This is a genomic window from Geobacter grbiciae (assembly GCF_018531165.1).
GTDB lineage: Bacteria > Desulfobacterota > Desulfuromonadia > Geobacterales > Geobacteraceae > Geobacter > Geobacter metallireducens.
Genome location: NZ_JAHDIW010000001.1, coordinates 644,632 through 661,227, shown reverse-complemented (window position 1 = coordinate 661,227; position 16,596 = coordinate 644,632). Strand labels below are relative to the sequence as shown.

14 protein-coding genes are annotated in these 16,596 nt (G+C 60.0%); 10 read left to right on the top strand and 4 right to left on the bottom strand.

Translation table 11 applies throughout. From position 1 onward, the window contains the following. The first annotated feature begins 117 nt into the window (after positions 1-117). From KJB29_RS02950 to KJB29_RS02915, 9 genes are all read left to right on the top strand, one after another. A complete protein-coding gene (locus tag KJB29_RS02950) occupies positions 118-513 on the top strand; it encodes a hypothetical protein (RefSeq protein ID WP_215733300.1) in 396 nt (131 codons plus the stop codon). Positions 514-526: 13 nt separating this feature from the next. Next, a complete protein-coding gene (locus KJB29_RS02945) occupies positions 527-2,017 on the top strand; it encodes a B12-binding domain-containing radical SAM protein (RefSeq protein ID WP_215733299.1) in 1,491 nt (496 codons plus the stop codon). Positions 2,018-2,055: 38 nt separating this feature from the next. Beyond that, positions 2,056-3,387, top strand: a complete 1,332-nt coding sequence (locus tag KJB29_RS02940) for a cytochrome c biogenesis ResB family protein (protein WP_215733298.1) — start codon at positions 2,056-2,058, stop codon at positions 3,385-3,387. Further along, positions 3,384-4,211 (top strand): cytochrome c biogenesis protein, encoded by an 828-nt coding sequence (locus tag KJB29_RS02935; protein ID WP_215733297.1) that lies wholly within the window; start codon positions 3,384-3,386, stop codon positions 4,209-4,211. The genes KJB29_RS02940 and KJB29_RS02935 overlap by 4 nt, the downstream gene beginning before the upstream one ends. After that, positions 4,208-4,801 carry a hypothetical protein gene (locus KJB29_RS02930; protein ID WP_215733296.1) on the top strand — a complete coding sequence of 198 codons (594 nt, stop codon included), beginning with the start codon at positions 4,208-4,210 and terminating at the stop codon, positions 4,799-4,801. The genes KJB29_RS02935 and KJB29_RS02930 overlap by 4 nt, the downstream gene beginning before the upstream one ends. Positions 4,802-4,807: 6 nt before the next feature. Continuing rightward, positions 4,808-5,548 (top strand): hypothetical protein, encoded by a 741-nt coding sequence (locus KJB29_RS02925; RefSeq protein WP_215733295.1) that lies wholly within the window; start codon positions 4,808-4,810, stop codon positions 5,546-5,548. Then, positions 5,545-6,831 carry a phospholipid carrier-dependent glycosyltransferase gene (locus tag KJB29_RS02920; RefSeq protein ID WP_215733294.1) on the top strand — a complete coding sequence of 429 codons (1,287 nt, stop codon included), beginning with the start codon at positions 5,545-5,547 and terminating at the stop codon, positions 6,829-6,831. The genes KJB29_RS02925 and KJB29_RS02920 overlap by 4 nt, the downstream gene beginning before the upstream one ends. A gap of 116 nt (positions 6,832-6,947) precedes the next feature. Further along, positions 6,948-8,000, top strand: a complete 1,053-nt coding sequence (locus KJB29_RS19205) for a radical SAM protein (protein ID WP_246560133.1) — start codon at positions 6,948-6,950, stop codon at positions 7,998-8,000. Beyond that, positions 8,000-9,565 (top strand): NAD(P)/FAD-dependent oxidoreductase, encoded by a 1,566-nt coding sequence (locus KJB29_RS02915; RefSeq protein WP_281412895.1) that lies wholly within the window; start codon positions 8,000-8,002, stop codon positions 9,563-9,565. The genes KJB29_RS19205 and KJB29_RS02915 overlap by 1 nt, the downstream gene beginning before the upstream one ends. Here the strand turns inward: KJB29_RS02915 and KJB29_RS02910 are convergent. The 4 genes from KJB29_RS02910 to KJB29_RS02895 form a co-directional block, all read right to left on the bottom strand. Next, positions 9,495-10,178: a Mu transposase domain-containing protein gene (locus KJB29_RS02910; RefSeq protein ID WP_215733292.1), complete on the bottom strand. Its 684-nt coding sequence runs from the start codon at positions 10,176-10,178 to the stop codon at positions 9,495-9,497. The two genes, KJB29_RS02915 and KJB29_RS02910, sit on opposite strands and share 71 nt — an antisense overlap. 370 nt (positions 10,179-10,548) lie before the next feature. Next, positions 10,549-11,568, bottom strand: coding sequence for an IS110 family RNA-guided transposase (locus KJB29_RS02905; protein WP_215733291.1), 1,020 nt, complete (start codon positions 11,566-11,568; stop codon positions 10,549-10,551). Positions 11,569-11,692: 124 nt separating this feature from the next. Then, a complete protein-coding gene (locus KJB29_RS02900) occupies positions 11,693-12,340 on the bottom strand; it encodes a phosphatase PAP2 family protein (protein WP_215733290.1) in 648 nt (215 codons plus the stop codon). A gap of 42 nt (positions 12,341-12,382) precedes the next feature. Next, positions 12,383-12,847 carry a hypothetical protein gene (locus tag KJB29_RS02895; protein ID WP_215733289.1) on the bottom strand — a complete coding sequence of 155 codons (465 nt, stop codon included), beginning with the start codon at positions 12,845-12,847 and terminating at the stop codon, positions 12,383-12,385. A gap of 555 nt (positions 12,848-13,402) precedes the next feature. Between KJB29_RS02895 and KJB29_RS02890 the strand changes: the two genes are divergently transcribed. Continuing rightward, the gene (locus KJB29_RS02890) at positions 13,403-16,540 is read left to right on the top strand and encodes an efflux RND transporter permease subunit (RefSeq protein WP_215733288.1); all 3,138 of its coding nucleotides are present in this window, start codon (positions 13,403-13,405) and stop codon (positions 16,538-16,540) included. Positions 16,541-16,596 lie beyond the last annotated feature (56 nt).

Genomic DNA, 16,596 nt, shown 5'->3' with positions numbered 1-16,596 from the left:
CGCCGTGCCCGATTTTTTGTGCGTACTCCGCTATGGCATGATGTTTGATGTGACAGCTTGGTACAAATCTGGTATTACGGCGAAGACGTTCTGATTCCGGATGGTTGTGGAGATATCATGGCTATTTCGCCGACCCTCGGCATCCTCATTATGATGAACAACTACTTCCACGACGTGGCCACGGCGTTGCTCGCCTCCAGTGCCTTCGTGCTCTACGCCGTTTATCGGGTGCAGGATGACTGTGTCGGTCCCGGCGCGGCGGAGTTCTTCCTGAAGACCTACCGGAAGATGGTCACCTTCGCCCGCTGTGCCCTGGCCTGGATCGTCATCGGCGGCATCCCCCGCACCATCTTTTACACCCGCTTCGAATGGGCCAACGCCGCCGGCAAGGGGCAGGTGCCGGCGCTTATCGTCAAGCACATCCTCATGGTTTTCCTCGTGATCGCGGGTGTTTGGGGATGGCGGAAGCTGAAGTCGAAGGCGGTAAGGCTGACGGTGAACAAGAGAACATAGCAGAAAGTGAAAAATGAACTCTCTCAAGATTGAACAGGATAAAACCATTCTCTTCGTCACCCCACCGTACCACTGTGGGGTGGTGGAGGTTGCCGGACGGTGGATACCCCTCAACTTCGTCTATCTGGCGGGAGCGGCCCGGCAGGCAGGATTTACGGCATCCATCTACGATGCCATGACCAAGTTCCACGGTTATCCCGAGATGGAGCGGCGCTTCCGGGCTGCCGGAGCCGACATCGTTGCTACCGCGGCCATCACCTCCACCATCAACGACGCCGTCAAGACCCTTGAACTGGCCAAGCGGGTCAACCCGCACACCGTCACCATTCTCGGTGGTGTCCATCCCACCTTCTGTTACGAGGAGGTCTTCCGGACCACCGGCGCCGTCGATTTCATCGTCCGTGGCGAGGGGGAGTCAACCCTGCGGGAACTCCTCACGGCCATCGACCGGGGCACCGATCCGGCCGCCGTCCCAGGTCTTGCCTTCCAGCGTGGAGGCAAAACCGTCGTCACCCCCTCCCGCTGCTTCCATAACAACCTCGACGACCTGCCGGCCGCCTGGGATCTCCTTGACTGGCCGGACTACAAATACTTCGTCATCCCCAACTCCCGACTCGGCGCCGTCAGCACCTCCCGGGGGTGCTCCCACGACTGCATCTTCTGCTCCCAGCAGAAATTCTGGCAGAAATCATGGCGGGCGCGGGATCCGCTTAAAGTTGCCGATGAGATCGAACACCTTTACACGACGTACGGTGTCAACGTCTTCCTCATCGCCGACGAATACCCGACCAGCGACCGGGAGCGATGGGAAAACTTCCTCGACGCCGTCATCGCCAAGGATCTCCCCATCTATCTCCTCATGGAGACCCGGGCCCCCGACATCGTCCGGGACCGGGACATCCTCCGGAAGTACCGCAAGGCCGGCGTGGTCCACATCTACCTCGGCATCGAGGCCACCGACCAGGAAACCCTTGACCTGATCAAAAAGGACATCGACGCCGACCAATCCAAGCTGGCCCTCGATCTCATCCACGAACACGGGATCATCACCGAGACCTCCTTCGTCCTCGGCTTTCCCCATGATACGAAGAAGAGCATCGAGCGGACCCTGAAGCTCGCCCAGTACTATAACCCCGACAACGCCCATTTCCTCGCCATCACCCCGTGGCCCTACGCCGACCTCTACGACGAAGTGAAGCCGTACATCAGGGTGCATGACTATGCCAGGTACAATCTGATCGACCCGGTCATCGAGCCGAAGCGGATGAGCCTTCTCCATGTGGACGTGGCCATTGTCGACTGCTACCGCAAGTTCTACATGCGGAAGCTGACAGAGGTGATCGGGCTCAAGGATGATTTCAAGCGCGACTATCTCATGCGGGCCATGCGGCTCATCATGTCCAGTTCCTTCATCGTCAAGAAACTGGGGGCCGGAACACTCGGCAGGATTCCGGCAAAGATTGAGGAGTTGATGATGAAGAACCGGGCGGTCAACGACGAATGATGCCAGCCCGACGCTATTTTGACAGGATGGCGGCATAGATGCCTGCTGACATGCTGAAAAGCATCAAAACCTTTTTCACCGCCCGCTTCACCGTGATGGCCCTGCTCCTGCTTTTCGCGGCCAGCCTGACGGTTGCCAATATCGTCCCCCAGTCCGGTGCCCTTCAGCCCGGCGGTGGCATGGGGCAGCCTGTGGCTGAGGCATCCCGTTCGTTCCTGGTGAACGTCCTGGGGCTGCACCACGTCTTTTCCACCTGGTGGTTTGTTGCGCTTTCGGCCCTGTTCGTAATCTCCCTGCTTTTCTCTACCGTCGAGCAGTTCAGGATTTCCCGTGCGAGGATGTTCCAGCTGCCTTTTGGGGGGGGAGTGGTGGGGGGCCCTTGTGTCCTGTCGGCGGAACAGGTCCAGAAACTGCTCGGAAGGGAAGGGTATCGACGTTTCGCTGACGGACCCGGGGGTACCCGTTATGTCAAGGCATCCGTTGGCCACTGGGGGAGTTTCCTCCTCCATTTCGGGATGACGCTCACCGTCCTCTGTGTCCTCATCTATGTTTTGACCGAGCACCGGGTCATCGTGCGGGCTGTTGCGGGTGAGCGGATTGTCCTGAAGGAGGGAGGGTACGCCGAGCGGCGCGGGCTCCTGGGGCGGTCGCTGCCTCTTCCCGCGGCTATTGCCCTGGTTCGGTTGGAGCCGGAGTTCTGGGAAGAGGACCAGCTCAAGGCGTTGACATCGAACCTGGTTTTTTTTGACAGGCACAATGCGCCGCGAGATATACAAGTGGCCCTCAGCCATAAAAAGCCCTATCGCGGTCTCATCGTCTACCAGCAGAGCGCCTTCGGCAACGCTTTTCTGCTCAAATTCAGGGGCGGGCCGTCCGGAGGCTTCGACAAGGTGCTCCATCTGCCGATGCCCCCGCGTCGGGACAGGGCAAGCTACGGCACCTTCCCGCTGGATGAGGGGCGGTACATACTCAAGGCAAAGTACTATGCCAATGCCGATAAAAGCCGGATCATGCCGGACACCCCGCAACTGATCCTGCGGTTGTACGACGGCGAACAGTTCGTGGCGGAAACCTCGCTGTCGAATGACCAAGCTGTCCCGTTGGGGCCCTATACGGTGAGACTGGCGGGCATCAACTGGTGGACCGATATTCTGTTCGAGGGGAGCAGGGGGACGGCGGGCATCTTTACAGGCTTTGCCCTGTTGTTGTGTGGTGGGGTGCTGGCATTTTTCATCGTGCCGCGCGAAGTAGTGTTACGGCGTACTGAAGCGGGGTACACTGTCAGTTGGCGGGCGACGAGATTTCCCGAATTTTACCGGGAGGAAGGGGACAGGATACTGGCCCTCTGCAAAGGCGAGGAGAAGAGATGAACAGTTCGTTTGCGCTGGTTACGGGACTCCACTGGGGTGGCGTCCTCTTTTACGTTGTCGCGACCATCATGGTGGTCTATGGCGCGTTCTTCCAGAATGAGAAAGCGCAGCGGTGCGGGGATGTAACCGTTTTCCCAGGCCTTCTGCTGCACGGCATCGGGCTGCTCGTCTGGTGGCGGATCGTCGGCCATGGGCCGTACATTGACCGCTTCGAGGTGCTTTCCGCATACGCCTGGCTCCTGGTCGCCACGTATCTCGTGTTCGCCTGGTTTTATCCGCGCGCCAAGTCGGCGAGTATCGTGGTCTATCCGGCATCGGTCATCATGATTGCCGCCGGCCTCTTCTTCCGTCCGGAAATCAAGCGGCTCCCTCCTACCTTCAGGGGCATCTGGCTGGTGTTCCACATCCTCTTCTACTACATCGCCTTCTCTGCCCTGGTTATTGCCTTTGCCTTTTCGCTTTTCTACCTGCTGAAGCGCAGGAACAGGCTTAAGCGTTTCACTTCCCTCCCGGAACTGCCGGTCATCGACCTCTATGCCTACCGTTTCGCCGGCTTCGGCTTTACCTTCTGGGCCATCGGGATGCTGGCGGGCTCCATCTGGGCCTACCAGTCCTGGAACATCTTCTGGAACTGGGACCCGGTGCAGACCTGGTCGCTCATTACCTGGGTCCTGTTCGGCATTTACCTCCACCTGCGGCGTTTCTTCGGCTGGCAGGGGGAGCGGGCCGCCTGGCTGTTCGTGCTCTGCTTTGCGCTGGTACTTCTATCGCTCTTTTACACACCTCTTATCGAATCCTCGATCCACGCGGAGTATTTTAAATGAAAGGACGAATTCTCGCCATCCTGATGCTGTGCCTGATGCTCGGAGCCTGCAGCGAGGAAGCAAAGGAGCCTGTGAGTTCACGGCCGGCGGATATTCCTCCCCCAAATGTCGAGTTTACCGGCAAAACGCCGGAAGACGCGGTGAAGAACGTCATCGTTCGCTATAATCAACTCCTCGTGTACGGCTACGAGCGCATGAACATGAACCCTCTGCAGGAGGTTGCCTCGGTCAGGCTGGCGGAGAAGGCGTATTATCACATGGCGGCCATCGGCGAAGGTGGGGTCAGGATGACCTCCCGCCTGACAAAGATGAATTTTACTGATGTCTCATTCCCCAAGGCCGGCAGGGCCGTAGTGAAGACCCGTGAGCTGTGGGACTTTGCCTATAACGACATCTCGACGGGAGCAAAGAGAGAGGAAGCCAGGGATGTGGCTCACCTCATGGAGTACACCCTGGAGAATCAGAACGGCCGATGGCTGCTCATCGAGATAACAACCGGTTCCGAGGAAAAGCCGAGACAGGCAGTGGAGCCGCGCCGGTTTGATGGAGACAGGCACGCGGTGTCTTCTCCGCCGGTGGCGCACCGGTAGGGCATGATGAACGGACGCACCCCCTTTTATTATTCTGCCGTTATCGTGCTGCTGGCGGTAGTTGTCGTCGGTGGACTTGACCGCCACGGCCGAAGCGCCCGGATCTTCGGTACGGCGGGGGCGTTGGGCGATCCCCGGGTGGAAATTGCCCTGACGGCAACGCCTCAGGAAGCCTTTCGCCTCTGGAAACAACGGGGGTATAAAGGGAGGACCGTCGTCTTTATCGGGGAACAGTGGAAACGGATCGACCCGTCCCAATATTTTGAAGCTCCCCTGTACCGGCAGTACCCCCTGAAACTCTATAACCTTGCCGAGAAGCAAGAGCGGGAGTATCTGTCGGCGGATAATATTCTCTATTTCGCCGATCTGAGCGGCATTGCGCGGCAGATTACCGCGGTGCTTGGCAAAACCGGTTTTTCGCAGCTTGCGGTACAGGCGCCGCAGGCAAGGAACGTGAAATTCCGAGACGGGGAAATTTTCATGACCCACCACGGCTTTCCCCGCACCTTCACTACGGCGGAGCATTTCCGCGCCGGCCGGGAGCCAGTGCTGCTCTATGTGAATGCGGACTATTTTCGGGCAGATGAGCCGGAAATCCTCCTTCGGCAACTGATGCAGTCCGGCCTGACTACCGACTGCGTCATCCTGTGCAGCCAGACCGGGGACACATCAGTCTCGGCAACGGAACGGACGAAGCTGGAGCGGTTCGCCGGGCTGATGAGGATGCAAGGGCGAGTACTACCGTGAACGAAAAACGTTTCGTGCAGCTTACCCTGCTGATCACATTCCTGGGATTCATCCTGCGGATATTTCTGCTTCCATCGCAGCCGGTCGCTTTGGATGACTTTTGGGTGGCCATCACGGCGATCAACTACAAGGAATCAGGCCAACTGGGGCCAACCATGTGGAACCATCCCGAACTGCGCAACATCATTGTCTATTGGTCGATGAAACTGCTCGGCAGCGGGGTCTGGGGGATCAAGGGGTGGAGTTTCCTCTTCGGGACCCTCACCGTTCCGCTCATGGCCTTGGTTGGCCGGCGGATCTTCCGCAACGGCACGATCGCTCTGATCGCGGCGTTATTTTGGGCGCTGGACCCCCTTGCCATAGATTTTTCCCGACAGGCGATCAACGATATTTACCTGGCGTTTTTCCCCTTGGCTGCCATCTTGTGTGCCTACCGATTCACTGACAGCCGAAACCCCTTGTGGCTGATCGTAGCGGGAGTCCTGTTCGGTTTCGGCTTGGCGTCCAAGTGGAGCGCGCTCTTCCAGATCATTCCCACGGGCATGCTGCTCGTCCATGTGCTTAGAAGTGGCCGGGCGAACCGTGCATCCTTTGCCGGGAAGATGCTGTTCCTCTTCGCCTCCCTGGTCATCCTGCCCGTGACGATCTATCTGATCACCTTCTTCCCCTGGTTCGGCCGGGGTTATTCCGTGGCCGAGTGGCCTGCCCTTCAGAAGGCCATGTATCGGGAGACAAAACTGCACACCGGCTACCAGAAGACGATCGTGGGAGACCATAAGGCGTATGAGTGGTTTATCCTCCCCGTCACCTATCAGGATATCTTCTTCAACAAGCAAGAGGAGGGAGAAGCGCGGCATGTGCCGACATTTGAAGAAAATGCCGTTATCCTCCTGGTGGTAACCAATCCCCTGGTCTGGCTGCTGGTCCTTCCCGCCGTCGGTCGTGCGGCGTACCGCGGCATCCGGGAACGTGACGAAGGGCTCTGTTATCTGTCGGCACTCTTTCTCCTTTCCTATCTGCCGCTGGCGGCCGTTCATCGCCCCATTTGGGTGAACACCGCCCTCGCCGTGCTCCCCTATGCGCTCATGGCGGTCGCTTGGTTCGTATGGGACATTCTGCGGAACATTTCGGCGCGGCGCAGGATTGTCGCCGTTTACCTGGCGGTGGTTGTAGTGCTTGCGGTGCCGCAGTACGTCTTGGTGATCGGCAAGGGGTTTAGTATTCCGTATGTGCGTGAATATTTGATGGAGAAGTATTCCCATGACGAGAACCCGCAACGGTAACGAAGGGCATGGTGGAGAGACAAGGGCTTCTGTCTCATGCCGTAAAATTACCAGAGGAAGGTTTAGAATTGCTGGATAATGGAAAAATGGCAGTGTATTTACGCGTTCTTTGGCGGATGAAGCGTTGTAAGCCGACTTTTCTGAGCTTCAACGTCTCGAACCGCTGCAACGAGCGCTGCCCCATGTGCAACGTCTGGCGGAGTCCGGCCGACGAGCTGGATATCCCCGAGTTGGAGCGCATTTTCGCCGACCTGAAACGGTTCGGCATCCTGCTCGTCGAGATTTCGGGCGGCGAGCCGTTTCTCAGGGACGACCTTCCGGGGATATTCGCCCTCCTTGACCGGCTCGGCCTCCTCTACAGCGTCACCACCAACGGGACCGTGTGGCGGGATGACGTGGTCCGGGCCCTCGGCCGGGCAGAGGGAATCGTCCAGCTGGCGGTCAGCATCGATTCGCTGAACCCTGACATCTATGCCGTTCTGCGCGGGAGCCGTTCCCTCGACGCGGTTCTGGCCAACGTCCGACGGCTTTCGGATGCGCGCCTTCCCGTCCCCCTGAAGGTCAACTTCACCATGAGCGGGCAGAACTGGGGAGAGACATTCGCGATGCTCAACTTCGCCCGCGCGCGCGGCATGTACCTCTCGGTCTTCCCCGTCAACCTCGGCGCCGGGCGTCAGCATAGCGCCGACGCCCCCGCTCTCGCCCCCGGCGACGAGCAGCGCGCGCGGATGGCGGAGGTCTTCAGGGAGCTCGCGCATCTGCGGCGCCGGGGGGAACCTCTCTGGGAGTACAGCGGGTTCTACGAGCTGGCCGCCGATTACCTTCAGGGGAAGCCGGTCGGGCCGTGCGGCGCGGGCCGACTCTATCTCGACCTCCATGCGGACGGAAAGCTGGCGGTCTGCCTGGAGCATGCACCGGTGGCCGATCTGCGCCGCGAAGGTATCGCAGCAGCATGGGAACGGGTCGTCGCTCGGCAGGGCGCCGTCGCCGCGTGCGTCGTTTCGTCGCCCTGCTGTTATACCTGCACAACCAACGTCTCGCTCACTGCCCGGCACCGGGTTGCGTTCCTTCGCGAAACGCTCGCCGTCCACCTGAAGCGGGGGATGCGGAACCTGGCAGCGAAGAGCGGGTTTGCGGGGAATGGCCGGTCACGGCCGGAAGAGTCATGATGAACGAGCGTGAAAACCCACCATGCAAAGCACCCGTCGCCGTCATCGGCGCTGGACCGGCGGGGCTCGCCGCCGCTTACGAGTTGACCCGTCGCGGCGTGCCGGTCATCGTGTTCGAGCAGGACGGCCGGATCGGCGGCCTTGCCCAGACCATCGAGCACAAAGGATTCCGGTTCGATATCGGCGGCCATCGCTTCTTCACGAAACAGAAGTCCGTCCTCGACCTGTGGCGGTCGCTTCTCGGCGACGAGCTCCTGGAGCGGCTCCGTCTGTCGCACATCATCTACCGGGAACGCCTGTTCGACTATCCGCTGAAACCCCTGAACACCCTCCGGAACCTGGGCCTGACCTCGAGCCTGCTGATCCTCGCAAGCTATGCCCGGGGCAGGCTCTTCCCTATAAGCCCCGAACGGAGTCTCGCCGACTGGGTCACGAACCGCTTCGGCAGGCGCCTCTACCGGATGTTTTTCAAGACCTACACGGAAAAGGTCTGGGGTATCCCCTGCAGCGAGATCGGGGCCAGGTGGGCGGCCCAGAGGATCAAGGGACTGTCGCTCCGGACGGCGGTCTTTTCCATGCTCTTTCCGGTCTGGCGGGGGGAAATCAGGACGCTCACCGACCACTTCTACTATCCGCGCCTGGGACCCGGCATGATGTGGGACGCGCTGCGGGAGCGGATCGTGGCTGGCGGAGGGGAGGTCCGCCTGCTCACCCGCGTGACGGGAGTGGTCCATGAAGGGGGGCGCGTGCGCCGCATCGTGGTCCGTTCGGGGGAGAGGGAGGAGTCGTTCGATATTTCCCACGTCATCTCGTCGATGCCGCTGCGGCAGCTGTTCCACGCGCTCGACCCGGCCCCCTCCTCCGACATCGCAGTCGCCGCGGGCCGCCTGAGATACCGGGATTTCCTGACGGTGGCCCTCATCATAGACGCAACTGAGCTCTTCCCGGACAACTGGCTCTACATCCATGACGAAACGGTGCGGGTTGGGCGCATTCAGAACTTCGGCAACTGGAGCGCGGAGCTGGTTCCTGATCGGACCAGGTCCTGCCTGGGGATGGAGTACTTTTGCTTCGAGGGGGACGGGCTTTGGACTATGGCCGACCGCGACCTCGTCGGACTCGCCGCCGCGGAGCTTACGGCCCTCGGCATAGCCCCGCGGGAGAAGGTCGTGGAGGGGGTGGTGGTCCGCATGCCAAAGGCGTATCCGGTCTACGACGAAGGGTTCGAGGAGACGCTCACCACCCTCCGGGAATACCTGGAGCGTTTCGGAAACCTCCAGCAGGTTGGTCGCAACGGAATGCACCGCTACAACAACATGGACCACTCGATGCTGACCGGCCTCCTGGCGGCGGCCAACCTGACCGGCAAGGGGAGCCGCGACCTCTGGGCTGTCAATGACGATGACGAGTATTACGAAAAGGATACAATGCGAGGGGGCGATGACGCTTCTCATGCCGTAGAGGCTCAATGCCCCCATGGCCGTGATGATCCGCTCACGCAGCATGGGCACCTCCGGCAAGCAGTTGGTCGTAGCGGCGGCAGTCGGCCACAGGCGGCATCTTGAGTGGCGGCAGATGCGATGGAGCTGCGCACTGCTCAGACGTTGTTTCCTCTCCGGTACGGGAGAGGATGTTCAGGATCACATCCCGGCTGATGGTGTTGGCGGCAACCGCCTCGGCGCAGGCATCGACCACGGCCTCCAGCCCATGGGTGAGAGCGGCGGAGAGGATGCCGACAAACTGCTTGTCCCCGTCATGGCGGTTGAGCCGCGCCGCCCTGACCTCTTTAAGCGGCAGTGGCAGTTCCCAGTCCTTGAAGGGGGCGCCGTTTCTGAGGGCTCCCGGCTTGCGTTTCAGTACCTCCAGGTAGTGCCAGGGATCGAAGAGGGTCTTGTTCCTGCCGAACTGCCGCACATGGACCCCAACGGTCTGGCCGTCCGCCACAAGGATGAGCCGGTCGGCATAGGCCCTGACTGCGATGGTCTTTCCCACGGCCGAGGCATGAACGCTGTAGCGGTTGCGGTCGAAGTTGACCAAGGAGGTGAAGGAAACCCTGGCCGTGGTCTCCCGGTAGCTGTCGAACGGTACCTTGACCCGCACCAGGTGCTCTTGCTCATCGGCAAAGACCTCGGCCACGGTCCTGTCGGGAAACTCAGGATGCTTGTGGCCTGCCGCCAAGGTGCGGCACTGGTCGGCAAGCCACTGGTTCAGCTCCTCCAGGCCGGCAAATTTGCGGCGTTGGTTGAAGAATCGTTGCCGGACAAAGCCGACCTGTTTCTCGATCTGCCCCTTCTCCCACCCGGCTGCCCGTCAGACGTTGGTCACCGATCTCGTTACCTGTGCCGCTATTTCGTTCTTGTTGCGATGTCAGCCGTAGCTGCACCAGTCACCCATCAGGATCAAGGATCGTGGGCGAAACATCTACCCGCATCCCCTTCCGCTCTCCGCGGACCAGAAAACCTTCGGTTCCAGGTCGTGTCCATGGGGGTATTTCAAATTTTATGGTTGTTAGCCAACCCACATCCCGGGTCCCCGCCCCAGCCAGTTCTTATGTGAATATTTTCTCCGGGTGGAACGGAACCTGATCCCTCATGATGTAGTATGCCGCTCGCGCCAATTTGTGGGCCAGGGCTGAGTGGGCGATCATAAAGTTAGTCTTGTTCAGCTTGCGGTTGTAAAAAGCCCTGGCCTGGTCACCGAAGCGTCGGGCCAATTCGGCGGCCTCGGAAAATGCCCAAGACAGATATTTGTTGCCGTTCTTCTTGCTGCCTTTGCCCTTTGCCTTGCCGTTGCTGATCCATTTCGACGAGACCGCCCGGCAGTATGAGGCGTAATTGCCGACGTTTTCAAAGCGCTCGATGGGGCCGGTTTCCAGCATGATGGTCAACCCCAGAATTCGCCCGATACCGGGAATCGACAGCAGATGCCGGTACGCCTCCTTGAGTTTGAGCCGCTTTTCGATGAATGACTCGATGGTCCGGATCTGCCGAGTCAGGGCGTCGATGGCCTCTTTGCTTGCCTGCCCCGCCTTCGCCAGATCCTCATTGCCCTCCAGTAGTGGGGCAACCCGATTGTCACTTAGGCATTTGAGGTCATCAGGTTTCAGCTTGAATCCGCAGTTGCGGCTGATGATGTTCTGGAGACTGATCATCAGTGAGGTTCTCAACCTGACCAGGTGGCTCCGCTTCCTGAGCAGATCGCGAATCGGTCGCTCATCCTTGGGGTAGATGTACCCCGTCGGCAAAATGTTGAGCCGCAGCGTCTCGGCCAGCCAGAAGGCGTCATGCTTGTCGTCGGCATGTTTGAGCCCACTGTACTTCTGGATGGCGGCTGGGTTTGCCAGGTGTACGGCAAAGCCTGCCGCCATCAGGCCGTCGACCAGCCAGTACCAATTATAGGTAGATTCGACCACCGTACCTTCAAGCGTGCCGCTGTACAAGGATAGCCGTTCGGTGATGGTGGCGAGGTTGTCGGGCAGCTTCTCCTTGAAGACGCGTTTGCCATCAGCGTCGATGATGGCCAGATAGCTGTTGGTTGAATGCAGATCGATTCCGGCGTACAGTTTCATCGGGCACCTCCTGTTAGTAAAGATTGGGCTCTTTACAGCATATCAGGAAGCTTTACCTCCTCGTTATGCCAGGAGGTGCCTTTCAGATGATTATCAACCTTGGAGGAAGATGCGGATCATCGTGTTATTGCGTAACCCACGGCACGGGAATCCGCCGTTTCAGCAGGCACCGTATGATGCCGGTCACCAGGAAACCGAGATAGGTACCGGCGATCACGTCACTCAAAAAGTGGTAATCCGTAACGATTAACGCTGCCGCGAGCAGGACAAGTCCAGAGACCACAAATCGGCGATAAAATGGATACTCGTACCAGACAGCGGCTCCGAATGCGGCAAAAACGGCCATATGTCCGGAAGGGAAACAACCGATCCCTGAACCATGAAACCAATCGAATCGGAGCGGCATGCCGTTGAGCAGCCAGAGCCGAGTATTGGTCCGGCCGAAGGCGAACTGGAGAAACGCCTTGATCGGGTAGGAAAAAGGGAGTGCCGTGGCGGCGAGCCGCAGGAAGCTCAGAAGCCGGTCACTGCCTTGACGCCGAGCCAGGTAGAAGTAGGCCAGCCACATGGATGACGTGCCGATACAGACCAGGTACAGCAAGGTATCCGGCAAGTTGGCAGTGGCACTATGCAGGGCGCGGTGCGAGCTGAGAATACGCATGACCGCCACGGCAATCGGTTCGTCCAAAAACCTGATACTGCCTAGGGTTGCAAGCATGGTCCCAATGGAGAGTGTGAGCAGGGAGTGGCAATTGGTACGGTGGTTGGTCATTTCAAGAGACTCGCGAGTCAGCCTCGACCCCGACGAATGTTGCTAGAAGCAGCCAAGCTGGCACTGCCGAATCTTGTACCCCTTGACATTAGCCGCGTTCGCAACGGACATCGGCTTCACGTTCAGTTCGCTGGCGAGGGCGAAGACGTTGACGCAGGTGAGTTCCCCCTTTTCCTCTAGGGCCTCGACGCGGCTGGCGACCCCTTCGCTGACCGGTTCTGTCGCCGAGCCCAGGTGCGAAGTCTTGGACACCGCGAAGCAGGCGAGTTGGCAGTCTGTCACGCGGATGCTGAGCTTGTCGATCATCGCCCCCACATCAAGGCGGGAAACACCCACGTTGCCGGCCACCTTCCAGCCTGCCGGACAACTCACGTATCCGTCTTTCACGGCCGCTTTCACGGCGTTTTCCAGCTGTACCAGGACTTCTTCGGAGAGATTACTCGGGTTTTCCGGTAGCGTGATCCTGCCGCTCTTTTTCTTCCGGTCTGCATCACAAAAATCGCGCATGGCAGTTCTCCTTACAAATAGTGTGTTGACCGGCGTCGAATTTTGCCCCTCATCGGCGTCGAAATTGCCCCCCCCACTTTCTATAACTGCTGATATCTCGTTTTGGGGTGGGTCAAGCTAGCGCCGATGCCGGGTCAAAATTGCACGCCGATGTTCAGCTGTCCACCAATCAGGCTGAGGCGGCAAGAATATATAATAATTCCAGAATATTACGGCCAGTATACAACTTTATTTTCAAGCCTTTTTCGGGAGACCGAAAACCAGTATACAACTTTATTTTTTATAATCTTAAGAATCGGTCTCATAACCCACTGATATTACATAACCGCCAGTATACGACTTTATTTTATCGAGACAGCGAAGCCGGACGAAAAAGGCACCGCCCCTGCGCCGGGTGGTCACGAAGGACATGGGGCCCCCGCGGCTCCCAAGAAAGACGGCCTGAACATGGATGACATGAAAATGTAATTAATTCGGGGACCAGGGACCGGGGACCGGTAAATGCGCTTTTAAGGGCTTTTACCGGTCCCCGGTCCCCGGTCCCGGAGGTTCTCAATGATTGAAAGAATCATCGAATATTCCGCCCGCAACCGCGTGATCATCCTGATGATCTTCGCCCTGATCATCGCGTGGGGGGTCTGGGCGGTCTACAAGACGCCGGTGGACGCCATCCCCGACCTCTCCGACAACCAGGTCATCGTCTTCACCGAATACCCAGGACGCTCGCCCCAGGTGGTGGAGGATCAGGTGACCTACCCCCTGGCGGTGAACCTCCAGGGGCTCCCGCAGGTGCGCGCCGTCCGGGCATCGAGCGCCTTCGGCTTCTCCATGATCTACGTCATCTTCGAGGACAAGGCCGACATCTACTGGGCGAGAACGAGGGTATTGGAACGCCTCAACTACGCCGCCTCGCTCCTGCCGCCCAACGTCCGCCCGACGCTTGGCCCCGACGGCACCGGCGTCGGCCACGTCTTCTGGTACACCCTGGAAGGAAAAGGGTACGATCTGGAGCAGCTCCGAACCCTCCAGGACTGGTTCGTCCGCTACCAGCTGAACACCGTTCCCGGCGTGGCCGAGGTGGCCTCCATCGGCGGGTACGTCCGCGAGTACCAGATCGACTTGGACCCCCACCGGCTCTTTGCCTACAACATCAAGGTCGATCAGGTCATGGAGGCGGTGAAGCGTTCTAACAAGGACGTGGGGGGACGGCTTCTGGAGCAGGCCGACGCCGAGTACCTGATCCGGGGCAAGGGGTACATCAAGTCCCCCAAAGACCTGGAGGATGTGGTGGTCGGCGCCGACATGCGCGGCACGCCGATCTACGTCAGGAACCTCGGCACCGTGCAGCTGGGGGGCGCCATCCGCCGCGGGCTCCTCGACATGAACGGCGAGGGGGAAGCGGTGGGCGGCATCGTGGTCATGCGCTACGGCGAGAACGCCCACGACGTCATCCACCGGGTGAAGGAGAAGATCAAGGCACTGGAACAGGGTCTTCCCCCCGGCGTGAAGATCATGGTCTCCTACGACCGCTCCGATCTCATCATGCGGGCCGTTGACACCCTGAAGCACGCCCTGGTGGAAGAGTCCGTGGTGGTCTCCCTCGTGATCCTCGCCTTCCTCCTCCACTTCCAGAGCTCCCTGGTGATCGTGCTGACGCTCCCCATCGCGGTGCTGATCTCGTTCATCACCATGAAGCTGATGGGGGTTACCTCCAACATCATGTCCCTGGGGGGGATCGCCATCGCCATCGGCGTGCTGGTGGACGCCGGGGTCATCATGGTGGAGAACTGCTACCGGCACCTCTCCGAGCTGCCGCCGGAGGAGCGGAAGGAGAAGCGACTGGAGGTGATCATCGCCAGCGCCAAGCAGGTGGGGCGCGCCATCTTCTTCTCACTCGCCATCATCGTCCTCTCCTTCGTGCCGGTCTTCCTCCTGGAGGGGCAGGAAGGGAAACTCTTCCACCCCCTTGCCTTCACCAAGACCTTTTCCATGGTCGGCTCGGCCTTCATCGCCATAACCCTCGTGCCGGTCCTCATGTACTTTTTCATGCGGGGGAAGATGCCGCCGGAAAGCGCCAACCCGGTCTCCATGTTTTTCATCCGGCTCTACTCGCCGGTCATCAAGTGGGTGCTGAAGTGGAAAAAGACCACCATCGCCCTCAACATCGCGGCCCTGGCCATCGCCGTCCCCATGTTCATGTCCCTCGGCTCCGAGTTCATGCCCCCGCTGGATGAGGGTTCTCTCCTCTACATGCCGGTGACGCTCCCCAATATCTCCATCACCGAGGCGAAGCGGCTGATCCAGGTTCAGGACAGGATCATCAAGAGCGTTCCGGAGGTGGAACACGTCCTCGGCAAGGTGGGACGGGCCGAGACCTCCACCGACCCGGCGCCGGTCTCCATGTTCGAGTCGATCATCATCCTGAAGCCGAAGGAGAAGTGGCGGGCCGGGGTCACCAAGGCCGACATCGTCTCCGAGCTGGACGCCAAGCTCCAGCAGATCGGGGTTCGAAACGGCTGGACCCAGCCGATCATCAACCGGATCAACATGCTCTCCACCGGGGTGCGGACCGACCTGGGGGTGAAGATCTTCGGCAACGACCTGAACGTCCTGAAAGACCTGGCGGTCCAGGCGGAGGGAATCCTGAAGACCGTCCCCGGCGCGGCCGACGTGGTGGCCGAGCGGGTCACCGGCGGCAACTACATCGACATCGACATCGACCGGGAGGCCGCGGCCCGCTACGGGGTGAACGTGGGCGACATCCAGGACGTGATCGAGACCGCCCTGGGGGGCGAGATGCTCTCCACGTCGGTGGAGGGAAGAAACCGCTTCCCGATCCGCATCCGCTACATGCGCGACTACCGGGACAACATCCCCGCCATCCAGCGCATTCTCGTCGGCGGCATGGAGGGCGCCCAGGTGCCGCTCTCCCTGGTGACGAAGCTCAAGGTCTCCACCGGCGCGCCGGAGATCAACAGCGAGGGGGGGCTGCTCCGCTCCATCGTCTTTCTCAACGTGCGGGGCCGCGACATGGGGGGCTTTGTGGGGGAGGCGAAGACGGTCCTCGAAAAGAACCTGAAACTTCCGCCGGGCTACTACGTGGCGTGGTCCGGGCAGTGGGAGAACCAGATCCGGGCCAAGCAGCGGCTCCAGATTCTCGTGCCGGCCGGGATGGTGATTATCTTCATCCTCCTCTACTTCACCTTCCACTCGGCCCTGGAGGCGAGCATGGTCATGCTCTCGGTGCCGTTCGCCCTTGTGGGGGGGGTCTACCTGGTGGCGGCCCTGGGCTACAACCTGTCGGTGGCGGTCTGGGTCGGCTTCATCGCCCTCTATGGCGTGGCGGTGGAGACCGGGGTCGTCATGGTCATCTACCTCCACGAGGCACTGGACAAGAAACTCATAAACGGCCCGTGCACCGAGCAGGACATCTACGACGCCACCTACGAGGGGGCCGTGCTCCGCCTGCGGCCGAAACTGATGACCGTGGCGGTGGCCCTCTTCGGCCTCGTCCCCATCATGTGGTCGTCGGGCACCGGCGCCGACGTTATGAAACCGATCGCTGCCCCCATGATCGGCGGGATGATCTCCTCGGCCATCCACGTCCTCATCATGACGCCGGTCATCTTTGTGATGATGAAGAAGCGCGATCTGAAAAAGGGTAAACTGCATTATTCGGGAATGAAACATTAATACACAACGTAGGGGCGCGGTTCCCGCGCCCTGGGCGGGGAAACCCCGCCCCTACA